This is a genomic window from Mycolicibacterium tusciae (assembly GCF_002086795.1).
GTDB classification, from domain to species: domain Bacteria; phylum Actinomycetota; class Actinomycetes; order Mycobacteriales; family Mycobacteriaceae; genus Mycobacterium; species Mycobacterium tusciae.
The window spans coordinates 156,764-171,234 of sequence record NZ_MVIM01000006.1; the positions used below are offsets into that span (position 1 = coordinate 156,764).

Consider the following 14,471-nt stretch of genomic DNA (forward strand, 5'->3'; position numbering starts at 1 on the left):
GGGAAGATCGAGGTCGATTCAGCCGTTTGCCTGAGGGTAGGCCGCATTGTCGCGGCGAATTTCTCTTGTGATTACCCAAGGTGGAAGGCCGTTTTCATGACCACAGTTTCCGCATACGCCGCCACGTCGGCCACCGAGCCGCTGACCAAGACCACCATCACACGTCGCAACGTCGGACCGCACGACGTGGCATTCGACATCCATTTCGCCGGCATCTGTCACTCCGACATCCACACCGTGAAATCCGAGTGGGGTACCCCGAACTATCCGGTCGTGCCCGGCCATGAGATCGCCGGTGTCGTGACCGAGGTCGGTCCGGACGTGACCAAGTTCAAGGTGGGCGATCGGGTCGGCGTCGGCTGCTTCGTCGACAGCTGTCGGGAGTGCCCCAGCTGTCGCGCGGGCGAGGAGCAGTACTGCACCAACCCAGGCATGGTGGGCACCTACAACGCGATCGGCCGTGACGGTGAGCCGACGCAGGGCGGGTACAGCGGCGCGATCGTCGTCGACGAGAACTACGTACTGAGCATCCCCGACAGCTTGCCGCTGGATGCCGCCGCACCGCTACTGTGCGCGGGCATCACGCTGTATTCGCCGTTGCGACACTGGAATGCGGGCCCGGGTACCAGCGTGGCGGTCGTCGGCCTCGGCGGCCTTGGCCATATGGGCGTCAAGCTCGCGCATGCGATGGGCGCGAAGGTAACGGTGTTGAGCCAGTCGCTGAAGAAGATGGAGGACGGTCTGCGGTTGGGTGCTGACGAGTACTACGCGACGTCCGATCCGACGACGTTCGAAACATTGGCCGGCTCCTTCGACCTTATTCTCAACACGGTCTCGGCGAACCTCGATCTGAATGCCTATCTGGGCCTGTTGAAGCCCGATGGCACCTTGGTGGAACTCGGGATGCCCGAGCATCCCATGACCCTGTCGGCGCCGCTCCTGGTCAGCGCGCGACGTCGGCTCGCGGGTTCGATGATCGGCGGCATCGCCGAGACGCAGGAGATGCTGAACTTCTGCGCCGAGCGTGACGTGCGGCCCGAAATCGAGCTCATCACACCGGATTACATCAACGAGGCGTACCAACGGGTGCTGGCCAGCGATGTCCGCTACCGGTTCGTGATCGATACGGAGTCACTGCGCGGCTAGATACCTGCCGTTACACGCCTCGTGAATCAGGGTCTTCGCTGGTATTGAGGTCCGTCAGGCGCAAATGAAGTTGGGCCCGGGATCGGATACCGAGCTTGCGATAGATGTTGCTGAGGTTCATTTCGACGGTCTTGGGAGACACGAAAAGGTGTGCCGCGATTTCGCGGTTCGTCATACCTTCGGCGGCGCGCTGGGCGACACGCTCCTCGGCCGGCGTGAGGCCGATTCCTCCCGACCGCGTGCCCCTGAGTCGGGATAGTTCGGCGCGTGCACGTTGCGCCCAGAGTGGTGCGCCGATCTGTTCGAACGTGCACAGCGCGGCTTCCACGGAGGCCTGTGCCGCCTGCTTGCGACGTCGGCGTCGCTGTATTTGGCCGACTATCAGCTGAGTACGCGCCTCCTCGAACGGCATCGGCAGCTCTCGGTGATGGTCCAGCGCGGCCCGGGCGGACGATTCCGCCGCGTCCAGATCGCCGCTTGCCGCCTGCAACTGGCTGCGTCCACGCGCGGCGGTGAAGAGCATCCACGGCCGACTGAGCCGACGACCATTTTCTTCGAGCGCGTCGATCAAAGGCCGCGCTTCATCCAGGCGGCCCATCCCGGCGAGCGCTTCGATGGCATCGGGAAGGTAGCCGCCGCCCACCATTTCGGTGCCGTGCTCGCGATCGAATGTGGCCAGTAGCGGTCGAAGGCTGTACAATGTCGCGGCGTAGTCGCCCGTCGATACGTTGACGAAGCCGAGGCTGACTGTGGGCGGCCCGGCCAGATAATGTCCACCTGTCTCGTGTGCCAAGGCGATGGCGCTGGTTGCCGCTAGACGCGCGTCGTCGACGCGGCCCGTATAGGCGGCGACCGCAGCCTGGCATGTCAGCGCGGATAGGCGCGCACTGTGACCGCCTAGTTGCTCGGCGCGCTGGGCGACGTCGTCGGCGATCACGGCCGCGTCCTGATAGTCGCCCAACCAGATGCTGATGGTCGTCGCGTGAGTGTCAATCCATAATGCGTCGATCTCATTGCCGCGGTCGGCCGCTTGCTGTTTGAGAACCCGCATATGACGCCGCGCCGATTCGAGACGACCGAGTCCCGCGTCTGTCACGGCTTTGATGGCGTCCGCCCGCGTGTGTACATGGGCGGGATGGGAGTCGCCTTGCAGCTCAATGGCTTCGGACAGAGCGCGATCGGCAAGACCCCGCCCGTACAGGAAGTGCATATTGACCCACAGCGCGCGCGCCTGGCTCCGCAGCGCCGGGTCGGACAGTTGATCGGCGAGTTCAATGGCTTCGCGCGCGTACGCAAGTGATTCTTCGCATTTTCCGGCGACGCCGATGGCCGGTGCGAGCAGCATCAGCGCCTGCAGCCGGAGTGCGGGGCTATCGTCGGCCTGGCCCAGGCTTTCGGTGAGCGCGTCCACCGCTGCGGTGTAGGAGCCATCGTATCCGTCGATGGCACCGCGAAGCATCACTGCCGCTCCGCGTAGAACGCCGGGTGGCAGGCTGTCGGCGACTTTGTCGAGATGGCCGCGCGCGGCGGCGATGGAACCGGCTTCAAAGTGATTACGCGCGGCCAACATTCGACGTATCGGGTTGTCGCCGCCGAGCCCGATGGCTAGCTCGATCAGTTCCGCCGCCGCGGTCGGAGCACCCTGGTCGCGCGTCGTGGCGGCCGCGGCGTCAAGCGCTTCAAGAGTCGCAGGGTCGGCGCTGGATGCCGCCGATGCCAGATGGCGCGCCTTGAGCTCCGGCGGCTCGACGATGTCAGCCAGGCGACGATGCATCTCGCGACGGTCGCCGGACTCAGCACCGGTGTAGACACCTGTCGCCAGAAGCGGATGCGAGAAATGAATGCTGTTGCCGATGATCGAGACGATGCGCGCTACGTCGCCGCGTTCCAGCACTTCGACCACACGTTGTTCTTCGACTTCAGTTGCCCTGGATACCAACGCTACCGTCGGCTTCGGCGAACAGGCGGCGGCCAGCAGCAGCGTCTCTGCTTGCTGATCAAGACCCTTCAGCTGCGTCTCGACCATCGCCGCCAAGGTCTCCGGCAATCGATCGTCGAGTCCTCGGCCGTCGTCAACGGCTCGGGCGAGTTCAAGCGCGTAAAGCGGGTTACCCCCGGATATCTCGTAGATGCGCTGCAACTGGGCGCGCGTGAAGGCCCGTTCCTGTCGGCGGGCCATCAACGCGTCCACACCGCGGCGGGCCAGCGGAGCCATTCGCATCCGGCGGACGACATCCGGACGTCGCATCTGTAGCCACGAGGACGAATCGGGAAATGCGGAGCCTCCTGTGCGTGCGGTGGCAAGTATGCCGATCGACCCCTTGATCCGCCGCGCCACGAAGCGGATGGCGGCGCTGCTCGGCGTGTCCAGCCACGGCACGTCGTCGATGGCGATCAACACCGGCGCACGCTCCTCGAGCCGCTGCACCACTGAATATAGAGCCGCCGCTGACGCCCGTTCGTCGGGAACAACGGGGGCAGCGCTGCCGCGCAGCAAGAGTTGATCCAGCGCCGCTCGCTGAACCGACGGCAGGTCGGCGAACACATCGACGTCGACATCTGCCAGCAAGTCCGCCAGTGCCGCAAACGCGAAGTTCACCTCGCCGGGCGAGCCATGCGCCGCAAGCACCTGGAAGCCCTCGGCGTGGGCAAATTCGATAGCGTCGCGGTACAACGTGGTCTTGCCGATACCGGCTTCGCCTTCGACAAACAGTCCGACCGGGCCGGCAGCCAGATTGGCCAGCAATGCCACGACGGACTTCCACTCTGTCGCGCGCACTGCCGAGCTCACGAGGTCGCCCTCGCGCGACTCCTCACCCCGAGTCACAGCGTCGGTGACCTCCCCGCGCCGGTATGTCGTACAGCGCCGAGCGCCGTACCCGATGTGGGGTAACCCTAAGGCACCCGCGCTGGGAGTTTCCTGGAACGACTGTCGGCTATTAAAGGCGCGAGGGCGCGACGTAACGTACGCCGACCGCGGCACGAAGATCATTCATGAAGTCCAGGCCCATAACTACATGCGTGTTCAATCTGGCGGCTGCCCTGCTCGCCGCGATCCTCCTGATTACCCCAGCAGCATTTCCCTCGACGACGTCGCCGTTCATCCCGGTGGCGTCCGCGCAATGCCCCGATGTCGAAGTGGTCTTCGCTCGCGGGCGCCAGGAACCACCCGGTGTCGGCGCGGTCGGTGATGTCTTCGTCAATGCGCTGCGCTCCACGACCCCGAGGTCCATCGGGGTGTACGGGGTCAACTACGTCGCGGATACGGACGCCGCGGCCGGCGCCACAGATATGCGCATGCGCGTTCAATCGATGGCGAAAACCTGCCCGAATACCCGCATGGTGCTCGGTGGCTACTCCCTCGGTGCCACGGCGGCCGACCTCATGACGAGGGCGAACAGACTGTCCTCAAGTGAAAGGCAGCACGTCGCAGCGGTCGTGATGTTCGGCAACGGCGGCAAGCGGCTCGGTCCGGCCCCGGCCTATGCCGATAGGACGATCGACCAGTGCGCGGACGGCGACCCCATCTGCGGGCGCGGTTTCAACTGGGATTCACACCTACAGCCGTCATACATCGGTTCCGGACTGGTGGAGCAAGCCGCGAGCTACGTCGCGGGCAGGCTTTAGAAGTCCCAGTCCTCGTCTTCGGTGTTGACGGCCTTGCCGATGACGTAGCTCGAGCCTGAACCCGAGAAGAAGTCGTGGTTCTCGTCGGCGTTGGGACTCAACGCCGACAGAATCGCCGGGTTGACGTCGGTCTCGTCGCGCGGGAACAGCGCTTCGTAGCCGAGGTTCATCAGCGCCTTGTTCGCGTTGTAGCGCAGGAACTTCTTGACGTCCTCGGTCAGGCCGACCTCGTCGTAGAGGTCCTGCGTGTATTCGACCTCGTTGTCGTAGAGCTCGAAGAGCAACTCGTAGGTGTAATCCTTGAGTTCGGCCTGCGTGGCGGCATCGGTGTTGGCCAGCCCGCGCTGGTACTTGTAGCCGATGTAGTAGCCGTGCACGGCCTCGTCGCGAATGATCAGCCGGATCATGTCGGCGGTGTTGGTCAGCTTGGCCCGGCTCGACCAGTACATGGGCAGGTAGAAGCCCGAGTAGAACAGGAAGCTCTCCAGCAGCGTGGAGGCCACCTTGCGCTTCAGCGGCTCGTCGCCCTTGTAGTACTGCATGACGATCTCGGCCTTGCGCTGCAGGTTGGGGTTCTCCTCCGACCAGCGGAACGCGTCGTCGATCTCGGAGGTCGAGCACAAGGTCGAGAAGATGTTGGAGTAGCTGCGCGCGTGCACCGACTCCATGAACGCGATATTGGTGTACACCGCCTCCTCGTGCGGCGTCAGCGCATCGGGGATCAGGCTTACGGCGCCGACCGTGCCCTGGATGGTATCCAGCAACGTCAGCCCGGTGAACACGCGCATCGTGAGCTGTTTCTCGTGGTCGTTCAACGTTCCCCAAGAGGGGATGTCGTTGGACACCGGCACCTTCTCCGGCAACCAGAAGTTTCCGGTCAGCCGGTCCCAGACCTCGGCGTCTTTCTCGTCTTGCACGCGGTTCCAGTTGATGGCCGAGACACGGTCGATCAGTTTCACGCCATCGCTCACAAGAACCCCGTTTCACCTGGTCTTCTAGGACTTGGCTATAGAGCTGCTATAGCACCCTCAACACTACAACTGGGGTCCGACTTTCGACCGCAACACAACATCTTGTTTTGGCGTGTCGCGAAGCTACACGGCTACGTGGCTGCTCGCGTCCAGAAATTCGTACTCCGACGTGTCGAAACGACGAGTGGCCAGCCAGTACTGCCATGTCATCCCGCTCCACAGCGTGCGGTTGACGCCGTGTTCATCCATGTACCAGCTGCGGCACCCGCCGGTGTTCCAAACCGTGCCCGCCAGGTCGCGCTGCAACTCGTCGTTGTACGCGTCCTGGGCGGCCCGCGTCGGCGCCAACGCCTGCGCGCCCTTCTTGTCGACGGCCGCGATCGCATGCGCCGCATACCGGATCTGCGACTCGATCATGAACACCACGGAGTTGTGCCCGAGCGCGGTATTTGGCCCGAGCAGGAAGAACAAGTTCGGCATGTCGGCGATCGTGATGCCGCGCAGTGCGGCGATACCCTCACGATTCCACCGGTCGACGAGGTCTTCACCGCGGGGACCCTTGATATCGACGTAGGTGTAGGAGTCGGTGACGTGAAAGCCGGTGGCGGACACCACGACATCGACCTCACGTTCGGTGCCGTCGCTTGCGACGATGCCGGTCTTGGTGAACCGCGCGATGCCGTCGGTGATGACCTCGGTCTTCGGGTCGGCGATGCCCTTGTAGTAGGTGTCGGAGTTAAGGATGCGCTTGCAGCCGGCGCGGTAGTTCGGAGTCAACTTCTTGCGCAGCACGGGGTCTTTGACGGAGCGCCGAATGTTGGCCTTTCCCATCAGTTCACCGAGTTTGAGTAGCCGCGGCTGCTTTGTCATCGCGAAGCCGACACCCTCATGGATCCAGTAGATTCCGGCGCGCATCGCCGCACGCGTGCCCGGCACGTAGGTGAACACCTGCCGCATCCACCGCGGGATCGGATTGTTCGGTCGGGGCATCACCCACGCGGGAGTACGCTGGTAAAGCTGAAGCGCCGCAACGTCCTTCACGATCTCGGGCACAATCTGGATGGCGCTGGCACCCGTCCCGATCACCGCGACGCGCTTACCGGTCAGATCGACGCTGTGGTCCCATTGCGCGGAGTGGAAGACCGCACCCTCGAACTCGTTGAGCCCCTCGAACTCCGGGATGAGCGGGATGTGCAATCCCCCGGCGCCGGAGATGAGGAACTGAGCAACGAACTCGCGGCCATCCTTCGTGAAGGCGTGCCAGCGCATCTCCTCGTCGTCCCAGTGCGCCCGGTCTACGTGGGAGTTGAACTGGATGTAGCGCCGCAGCCCGTACTTGTTCGTCACACCTTGCAGGTAATCCTGGATTTCCGGCTGAAACGACCACATGTGCGACCAGTCGGGCTTGGGCTCGAACGAGAACGAGTACATGTGCGACGGGATGTCACACGCGCAGCCGGGATAGGTGTTGTCGCGCCACGTGCCGCCGATGTCGTCGGCCTTTTCCAGGATCACGAAGTCCACGTTCTGCTGCTGCAACGCGATGGCCATCCCCAGACCGGAAAACCCCGAGCCGATGATCAGCGCGCGGGTGTGCACCGGCTGGGCGGCTGTTACCTCTGGCGTGTCCTGCGCCATCGTCATGTCTTGGACTCCATTTCCTGGGAACGCCGGTACCGGATACTTTAGCCAGTGTCCGCATTGCGGCCCAGGGTGTCAACGCACGACGGCGGCGGGAAGTTGCCACCGGCGTCAGGCGTAGGCCGCCTCCCGTTCGGCGCTGCGGTGCCGGCGCGGGTCAAAAGTCTCGAAGTGTCCCGACCCGACCATGCCGATGCCGCGCTGCGGCATCCGGAAGTCGCCAAGGCGGGCCTGGCGGAGCAGGGGGCCGCTGGGCCCCAGGTCACGGCCGTTGAGGACCGCCTGCGAATCCGAGACGACCCACAACTGGCTGGGCGCCATCATGTAGCACTGCCCGTTGGGTGCGCGGCCCGTCAGCCGAATGTCGCCGACACCAAGCATCGGTCGTGCCACAGCGCTCAGCCGCCGCAGAGCCGCCGGGTCCGTCCAGGCCGATGCGGGCAACCAGTCGCCGATTCTGCCCATCAAACGGGTGGCGGCGACCGACTGCAATTCGACCGTCCACTGCAAACTTCCCGGGATCTCGATGCGCACCGATTGGGGGCCGGTCCAGGTGACGTCGATATCGCACTGCACGGCATCATTCGGCGTGGCCGAGCTGAAATACCGCGCGCAGCTTTGTTGTCCGGGCGTGGTGGCGTAGAACGTCCAGTTGCAGGACGGATCACGGTGCCACACCGACACATACGGCGGTGCGAACGTTGTCGCCGGGATCTGTCGCATGGCCAGGTAGTGCCCGTTGGCGAAGGGCAGACCCATGATCCCGAATCCGACGAATCGCTCGTCGTCTCCAGGGGGCAGGACCGGGTCGGCCAGCAGGGCCGCCACGGCATCTCGGGGGGTGTGTTGTTTCGTCATGCGCCAATGGTGTTCGGCGACATGGCCTCACGACATGAGGCGTCTGCCTCAAATCAGGCGACGGGTTGCTGTCGACGGACAGCGGTGTGAATCGGCTGGTCGGCGTCGATCTCGATGCCGAGCAGCTCCGCGGTGCCGTTGATGGCGCCGACCATGATCGTGGTCATGTGCGCGATGAACTTGTCGGTCGGCATCCGCCGCGGCTTGTCGTCATCTACGCCAAGCCACCAGTCGGTCGCCGACGCCGCGGTACCGAAGATCGCGAACGCCGCCAGCTCGAACGCCTCCGGTTCGGGCGCGAGGTCCTCGAGCTGGGTGCTGATCATGCCGGCGATGGCGAGGGTGATTTCGCTGCCCTTGTTGACGGTCGTCATCGCGGTAGCCGACTGGTCGGCGAACCGTCCCTGCAGCAGGAACCGCACCACGTTCGGATGCTGATCGACCAGCTCCACATAGTGCTCGACGCCACGGCCGACGATCTGGCGGGCTGAGTCGGTCTGCACGTTGACCGACGGGATGATCGCCGCCCACAACATGTCGCGCATCCGCTGACCGATCTCGGAGAACATGTCGGCTTTGTCCGCGAAGTGGCGGTAGATCTTGGGCTTCGCGGTGCCCGCCTCTTCGGCGATCTCGCGCACGCTGACGTTGGGTCCGAGGCGGTCGATCGCGCGGAACGCGGCATCGACTATTTCCGCCCGCACCTTCTTCCGGTGCTCGCGCCAGCGCTCGCTACGGGCGTCCACTTTGACACCCGGCTCAGCGCTGGAATGTGATCTGGACCCTCGTCGCACCCCGTCACTGTACCGCCCGGACTGCGCTGACCTGCTCAGACCATCCCGCGGCGGAGATAATTACCGATGTATTAGGGCATATTTGTCGGTGAGATGCACGGCGTCAGCTTGGGTACTATCTCTGCGATAGCCGATCGACGAGACGAGATTCATGACGCAGCGATACGACCTGGTCATCGCAGGTGGTGGGCCTTCTGGCTCAGCAGCCGCATGGCAGGCCGCGCAGACCGGCGCCAAGGTAGTGGTCCTGGACAAGGCCGAATTCCCGCGCGCCAAGCCCTGCGGTGACGGGCTCACCGCCCGTGCCGTGAGCTACCTGCAAAAGATGGGTCTGGCCGACGAGGTCGCCACCTACCACCGGGTCAACCGTGTGACGGTGTTCAGCCCGAGCGAGTGGGAGCTGTCGTTCCCCAAGCGTCCCGGCATGCCCGACCACGGGCACACCGTCAGCCGCGAACACCTCGACACCACGTTGCTCAAGCACGCCGAGTCCGCCGGCGCCGAGGTCCGTCAGGGCGCCGAGGTAGCCGGACCTGAACTCGATCCCAGCGGCCGCGTGGTGGGTGTGACGCTCAAGAGCGGCGAGAAGGTGTACGGCGACGCAGTCATTGCCGCCGATGGCGCCTACTCACCCATCAAGCGCGCCCTGAAGATCGACTCGGAGTACAACGGCTACCAGGCCATCGCGATCCGGTCGGAGATGCACGCCAATCGGCCCGACTCCGACAGCCTCGACATCTATTTGAAGCTGGCGTTCCAGGGCGACCAGCTTCCCGGCTACGGCTGGGTGTTCCCGATGGGCAACGGTGTGTTCAACATCGGCCTCGGTTACGTCAACAGCTACAAGAACTGGCAGTCGATCAACGCCACCCAGTTCCTCGGCGAGTTCCTGCGCACGCTGCCCGCCGATTGGGAGTTGCCGCCGATCGAGGAGCTGAAGAAGAACAAGAGTGTGCGGGCGTGGCGACTGCCGATGGGCTTCACCGCGTGGCCGCCGTGGCGCCCGGGCGTGCTGTTCACCGGCGACTCGCTGGGTGCGGGCAAACCGGCGTCCGGCGCGGGCATCTCGAAGGCGCTCGAATCCGGGCTCGCCGCAGGCGAATGCGCGATCGCGGCATTGCAGAACGGCGGCCCCGACGATTTCACCAACTACGCGCAGCGCATGGAAGCCGCGTGGGGTCGCGAGTACCGGCGTGGCCGCTACTTCCACAAGCTGCTGGGCCAACCGCGGCTTGCCAATGCCGGGGTGAAGCTCATCGACAACGCCGCATTCCGTGACCGCATGCTCAAGGCGCTGTACAAGAAAGCCCAAGGTCCACAACACACGATCAAGAAGTAGTCGCCGAGCGCACGCTTGTTCGTGGCGCTTCTCGACGTTCGCGTACACAAAGCGTGCACTCGGCACCTAGCGTCGACCGCGCTTTGCCTGGCCGGGCTGCCGGGCGACCTTCCCCGCTGCGGCGCGGGCGGCCTGCTTTGCGAGGGTCTTCTCCCGTGCCGTGCGTTTCGGTGCCGGCTCTGCCTGCGCGCGCGACGACCCGGGTTTGCGGCCCCGCACGATCCCGATGAAATCCTCGATCAACGGAGACTGCGGCCCTTCCGGGACGGCGAGCGCCACCTGGCACGCGGGCGCGTCGGCGATCGGCCGATAGGTGAGGTCCTTTCGGTGATAAAGCCGCGCCAGTGACTGCGGCACAATGAGCACGCCCGTTCCCGCGGCGACGAGTTCTATTGCGCTCTCGGTCGTTTCGGGCCGATGCTCGACCGGGGCGCCGGGAGCGCCTGCCCAGCCGGCGACGTCGTCGAGTGGGATCAGTGTCGGCTCGCCCTCGAGGTCCGCGGCGGTGAGCTCGTCGGCTGCACTGAGGATGTGATCGGACGGCACCACCGCCACCGTGGTCTCTTCGTACAGCGGGATGACCGCCAGACCGGCGGTGTCTGCCGGCAGCCGCAGCACCGCGACGTCGACGGCGCCGTCCCGCACTTCGGCGGCGGCGTCCGCCGCGGCGATCGTTCGCAGCCGCAGCGGTACGTCGGGGTGCCGCTGCGCCCAGATCCGAGCCCACTTCGCGGGCGTCCCGCCGGGAACGTAACCGAGGGTGAGCGAGGGCAGCGAGGGCAAAGCCACCGCATCAGGCTACCGATAGGCTTGCACCATGAGCAGGGCGAACGCGCAGTCCATGAAGCCCGCGACGGCGGCGAAAAAACTGGACGTCTACCTGCCCGCGACGCCCGAGGCGTTCCAGAACAACCCGATCACCCGTGCCGATCTCGCCGCCCTCCAGGCGGATCCGCCGCAGTGGCTGCACGATCTTCGAAAGAACGGGCCGCACCCGAAGAACCTCGTCGCAGCCAAGCTGGGCGTCTCGATCGCCGGTCTTGCGCGCGGCGGCGTCGTCGATGCGTTGACCACCGAGCAGATCAATGCGCTGATCGACGAGAATCCGCCGTGGCTGATCGCCGAACGCGAGAACTACCAAGCTGTGTTGACCGAGCAGCGACGCCTGAAAGCGCAACGTGCAGACCAGGTCCGCGACAGGTGAGCTGACCCGACCTACCTCGACGGCTCGGCCGCCCAGTGGCCACTTGTACGACGAATTCGGGCTCCGAGTGTCCCATAGTTGGACACTCGGCGAGCAGAACGAAGCGCGCTACTTCTTCTTGTTGCGGTCGTGGTCGCCCACTTGTGGGCCGGGGGCAGGCTTAGCCTTGGTGGTCGGCTCGAACTTGCCGCCCTTCTTGGGGTCGTAGCTCTGCTTTTGATCAGCCATCAATCGAGCGTATGCCTGCACCAGCCCCCAGTCGATGGCTTGAGCAATTGCGCATGCCGGAGGCGAACCGCCCTACAGCATGCAGCTGACGCAGCCCTCGACCTCGGTGCCCTCCAGCGCCATCTGACGCAGGCGGATGTAGTACAGCGTCTTGATTCCTTTGCGCCAGGCGTAGATCTGCGCCTTGTTGACGTCACGGGTGGTCGCGGTGTCCTTGAAGAACAGCGTCAGGCTCAGCCCCTGGTCGACATGCTGCGTCGCCGCGGCATACGTGTCGATGATCTTCTCGTAGCCGATCTCGTACGCGTCCTGGTAGTACTCGAGGTTGTCGTTCGTCAGGTACGGCGCCGGGTAGTAGACGCGGCCGATCTTGCCTTCCTTGCGGATCTCGATCCGGCTCGCCACCGGGTGGATCGAGCTGGTCGAGTTGTTGATGTAGCTGATCGAACCTGTCGGAGGAACGGCCTGCAGGTTCTGGTTGTAGATGCCGTCCTTCTGCACCGACTCCTTGAGCCGCGTCCAGTCCTCCTGCGACGGGATCCGGATGCCGGCCTTCTCGAACAGCTGCTTGACCCGATCGGTCTTCGGCTCCCACACCTGCTCGGTGTACTTGTCGAAGAACTCACCCGACGCGTATTTCGACTTCTCGAAACCCTTGAAGTGCGAGCCGCGTTCGATCGCGATGCGGTTTGACGCCCGCAGCGCGTGGTACAGCACCGTGTAGAAGTAGATGTTGGTGAAGTCCACACCCTCTTCGGAGCCGTAGTGAATTCGCTCCCGCGCCAGGTACCCGTGCAGGTTCATCTGCCCCAGGCCGATCGCGTGGGAGTCGTTGTTGCCCTGCTCGATCGACGGCACCGACCAGATGTGCGTCTGATCTGACACCGCAGTCAACGCCCGGATGGCCACCTCGATGCTCTGCGCGAAGTCCGGCGAATCCATGGTCTTGGCGATGTTCATCGAGCCGAGGTTGCACGAAATGTCCTTGCCCACTTGGGCGTAGGACAGATCGTCGTTGAACACCGACGGCGTCGACACCTGCAGGATCTCCGAGCACAGGTTGCTGTGGGTGATCTTGCCGTCGATCGGGTTGGCTCGGTTCACTGTGTCCTCGTACATGATGTACGGGTAGCCCGACTCGAACTGCAGCTCGGCCAGCGTCTGGAAGAACTCACGCGCCTTGATCTTCGTCTTGCGGATCCGTGCGTCGTCGACCATCTCGTAGTACTTCTCGGTGACCGAGATGTCAGCGAACGGCAGCCCGTAAACGCGCTCGACGTCGTACGGCGAGAACAGGTACATGTCCTCGTTCTTCTTCGCGAGCTCGAACGTGATGTCCGGAATCACCACACCCAACGACAGCGTCTTGATGCGGATCTTCTCGTCGGCGTTCTCACGCTTGGTGTCGAGGAAGCGGTAGATGTCGGGATGGTGCGCATGCAGGTACACCGCGCCCGCGCCCTGACGTGCACCCAGCTGGTTGGCGTAGGAGAACGAGTCCTCCAGCAGCTTCATGATGGGGATGACACCCGAGCTCTGGTTCTCGATGTTCTTGATGGGCGCGCCGTGCTCACGAATGTTGGTCAGCAGCAACGCGACACCGCCACCGCGCTTCGACAGCTGCAACGCAGAGTTGATGGACCGCCCGATGGACTCCATGTTGTCCTCGATGCGCAGCAGGAAGCAGCTCACCGGCTCGCCGCGTTGCTTCTTGCCGGAGTTCAGGAACGTCGGCGTGGCCGGCTGGAATCGGCCGTCGATGATCTCGTCAACGAGTTTCTCGGCAAGGATGGTGTCACCCGAGGCGAGCGTCAGCGCCACCATGACGACACGGTCCTCGAAGCGCTCCAGATAGCGCTTGCCGTCAAAGGTTTTCAGCGTGTAGCTGGTGTAGTACTTGAATGCGCCGAGGAACGTCGGGAACCGGAACTTCTTCGCATAGGCGCGACTGATCAGTGACTTGACGAAATTGCGCGAGTACTGATCGAGCACCTCGCGCTCGTAGTAGTTCTCCTTGATCAGGTAGTCGAGCTTCTCGTCCTGATCGTGGAAGAACACGGTGTTCTGGTTGACGTGCTCCAGGAAGTACTGGTGCGCTGCCTCGCGGTCCTTCTCGAACTGGATCTTGCCGTCGGCGTCGTACAGATTCAGCATCGCGTTGAGCGCGTGGTAATCCGTCTCGCCGGCGCCGCCAACGGCGGCCGGGGTGGCGGTTACAGGCTCTGCAGCTGTGACGGTTGGTGGCACGTCTGTTCCTTCCAGAAGTCAGCAAGACCCAGACGGACGGCTTCAACGTCGTCGGGGGTTCCCATCAATTCGAAGCGGTAGAGGTAAGGCACGCGGCACTTGGCGGACACCACATTGCCGGCGTAGGCGAATTCTTCACCGAAGTTGTTGTTGCCCGCGGCGATGACTCCGCGGATCAACGACCGGTTGTGCTCGTTGTTCAAAAAAGCGATGACCTGTTTGGGGACGTAGCCCCCACTGCTGATATCGGGCGTTGCCTTGCCGCCGCCGTAGGTGGGAAGGACGAGCACGTACGGCTCGTCGACCTCGATACGGCCGTGCAATGGGATCCGGGTGGCGGGCAAACCCAGCTTCTGGACGAAGCGGTGGGTGTTCTCCGAGACGCTCGAGAAGTAAACGAGGTTGCTCATTCGTTT

12 protein-coding genes and 1 pseudogene are annotated in these 14,471 nt (G+C 64.0%); 4 read left to right on the plus strand and 9 right to left on the minus strand.

Annotation, left to right across the window (positions count from 1 at the left end):
• Positions 1-96: 96 nt before the first annotated feature.
• Positions 97-1,146 carry an NAD(P)-dependent alcohol dehydrogenase gene (locus BST47_RS13395; RefSeq protein WP_083126009.1) on the plus strand — a complete coding sequence of 350 codons (1,050 nt, stop codon included), beginning with the start codon at positions 97-99 and terminating at the stop codon, positions 1,144-1,146.
• Positions 1,147-1,156: 10 nt separating this feature from the next.
• Here BST47_RS13395 and BST47_RS13400 read toward each other — a convergent pair whose 3' ends face one another.
• A complete protein-coding gene (locus BST47_RS13400) occupies positions 1,157-3,361 on the minus strand; it encodes a helix-turn-helix transcriptional regulator (RefSeq protein ID WP_234809689.1) in 2,205 nt (734 codons plus the stop codon).
• Between the two features lie 171 nt (positions 3,362-3,532).
• Positions 3,533-4,138 (minus strand): annotated as a pseudogene (locus BST47_RS31630) (AAA family ATPase); the annotation flags it as partial.
• A gap of 2 nt (positions 4,139-4,140) precedes the next feature.
• Here BST47_RS31630 and BST47_RS13405 point away from each other — a divergent pair.
• Positions 4,141-4,773 carry a cutinase family protein gene (locus tag BST47_RS13405; protein WP_083126011.1) on the plus strand — a complete coding sequence of 211 codons (633 nt, stop codon included), beginning with the start codon at positions 4,141-4,143 and terminating at the stop codon, positions 4,771-4,773.
• Here the strand turns inward: BST47_RS13405 and nrdF are convergent.
• From nrdF to BST47_RS13425, 4 genes are all read right to left on the minus strand, one after another.
• Positions 4,770-5,732, minus strand: a complete 963-nt coding sequence (nrdF, locus tag BST47_RS13410) for a class 1b ribonucleoside-diphosphate reductase subunit beta (RefSeq protein ID WP_083126169.1) — start codon at positions 5,730-5,732, stop codon at positions 4,770-4,772. The genes BST47_RS13405 and nrdF overlap by 4 nt on opposite strands.
• A gap of 135 nt (positions 5,733-5,867) precedes the next feature.
• Positions 5,868-7,388, minus strand: a complete 1,521-nt coding sequence (locus tag BST47_RS13415; protein ID WP_083126012.1) for a flavin-containing monooxygenase — start codon at positions 7,386-7,388, stop codon at positions 5,868-5,870.
• 108 nt (positions 7,389-7,496) lie between these two features.
• The gene (locus tag BST47_RS13420; protein WP_083126013.1) at positions 7,497-8,243 is read right to left on the minus strand and encodes a hypothetical protein; all 747 of its coding nucleotides are present in this window, start codon (positions 8,241-8,243) and stop codon (positions 7,497-7,499) included.
• A gap of 53 nt (positions 8,244-8,296) precedes the next feature.
• A complete protein-coding gene (locus BST47_RS13425; protein WP_107528951.1) occupies positions 8,297-9,037 on the minus strand; it encodes a TetR/AcrR family transcriptional regulator in 741 nt (246 codons plus the stop codon).
• A 151-nt stretch (positions 9,038-9,188) separates the two neighbouring features.
• On the opposite strand from BST47_RS13425, the gene BST47_RS13430 reads away from it, so the two are divergent.
• Positions 9,189-10,376: an NAD(P)/FAD-dependent oxidoreductase gene (locus BST47_RS13430; RefSeq protein WP_083126015.1), complete on the plus strand. Its 1,188-nt coding sequence runs from the start codon at positions 9,189-9,191 to the stop codon at positions 10,374-10,376.
• A gap of 66 nt (positions 10,377-10,442) precedes the next feature.
• Here the strand turns inward: BST47_RS13430 and BST47_RS13435 are convergent, their stop codons facing one another.
• Positions 10,443-11,159 carry a LysR family transcriptional regulator substrate-binding protein gene (locus BST47_RS13435; RefSeq protein WP_083126170.1) on the minus strand — a complete coding sequence of 239 codons (717 nt, stop codon included), beginning with the start codon at positions 11,157-11,159 and terminating at the stop codon, positions 10,443-10,445.
• 34 nt (positions 11,160-11,193) lie between these two features.
• Between BST47_RS13435 and BST47_RS13440 the strand changes: the two genes are divergently transcribed.
• Positions 11,194-11,580 carry a DUF5997 family protein gene (locus BST47_RS13440; RefSeq protein WP_083126016.1) on the plus strand — a complete coding sequence of 129 codons (387 nt, stop codon included), beginning with the start codon at positions 11,194-11,196 and terminating at the stop codon, positions 11,578-11,580.
• Between the two features lie 300 nt (positions 11,581-11,880).
• On the opposite strand, the gene nrdE is transcribed toward BST47_RS13440, so the two are convergent.
• Together nrdE and nrdI are read right to left on the minus strand one after the other, a co-directional pair.
• Positions 11,881-14,055, minus strand: coding sequence for a class 1b ribonucleoside-diphosphate reductase subunit alpha (gene nrdE, locus BST47_RS13445; RefSeq protein WP_083126017.1), 2,175 nt, complete (start codon positions 14,053-14,055; stop codon positions 11,881-11,883).
• Positions 14,022-14,465, minus strand: a complete 444-nt coding sequence (gene nrdI, locus BST47_RS13450; RefSeq protein WP_083126018.1) for a class Ib ribonucleoside-diphosphate reductase assembly flavoprotein NrdI — start codon at positions 14,463-14,465, stop codon at positions 14,022-14,024. The genes nrdE and nrdI overlap by 34 nt, the downstream gene beginning before the upstream one ends.
• Between the last annotated feature and the right edge of the window lie 6 nt (positions 14,466-14,471).

What these genes read in the sequence shown, in the direction of transcription:
- BST47_RS13415 (WP_083126012.1), bottom strand. Translation starts at nt 7,388, where the DNA reads ATGACGATGGCGCAGGACACGCCAGAGGTAACAGCCGCCCAGCCGGTG.
- BST47_RS13440 (WP_083126016.1), top strand. Translation starts at nt 11,194, where the DNA reads ATGAGCAGGGCGAACGCGCAGTCCATGAAGCCCGCGACGGCGGCGAAA.
- BST47_RS13405 (WP_083126011.1), top strand. Translation starts at nt 4,141, where the DNA reads ATGAAGTCCAGGCCCATAACTACATGCGTGTTCAATCTGGCGGCTGCC.
- BST47_RS13430 (WP_083126015.1), top strand. Translation starts at nt 9,189, where the DNA reads ATGACGCAGCGATACGACCTGGTCATCGCAGGTGGTGGGCCTTCTGGC.
- nrdI (WP_083126018.1), bottom strand. Translation starts at nt 14,465, where the DNA reads ATGAGCAACCTCGTTTACTTCTCGAGCGTCTCGGAGAACACCCACCGC.
- BST47_RS13400 (WP_234809689.1), bottom strand. Translation starts at nt 3,361, where the DNA reads ATGGCTCCGCTGGCCCGCCGCGGTGTGGACGCGTTGATGGCCCGCCGA.
- BST47_RS13395 (WP_083126009.1), top strand. Translation starts at nt 97, where the DNA reads ATGACCACAGTTTCCGCATACGCCGCCACGTCGGCCACCGAGCCGCTG.
- BST47_RS13420 (WP_083126013.1), bottom strand. Translation starts at nt 8,243, where the DNA reads ATGACGAAACAACACACCCCCCGAGATGCCGTGGCGGCCCTGCTGGCC.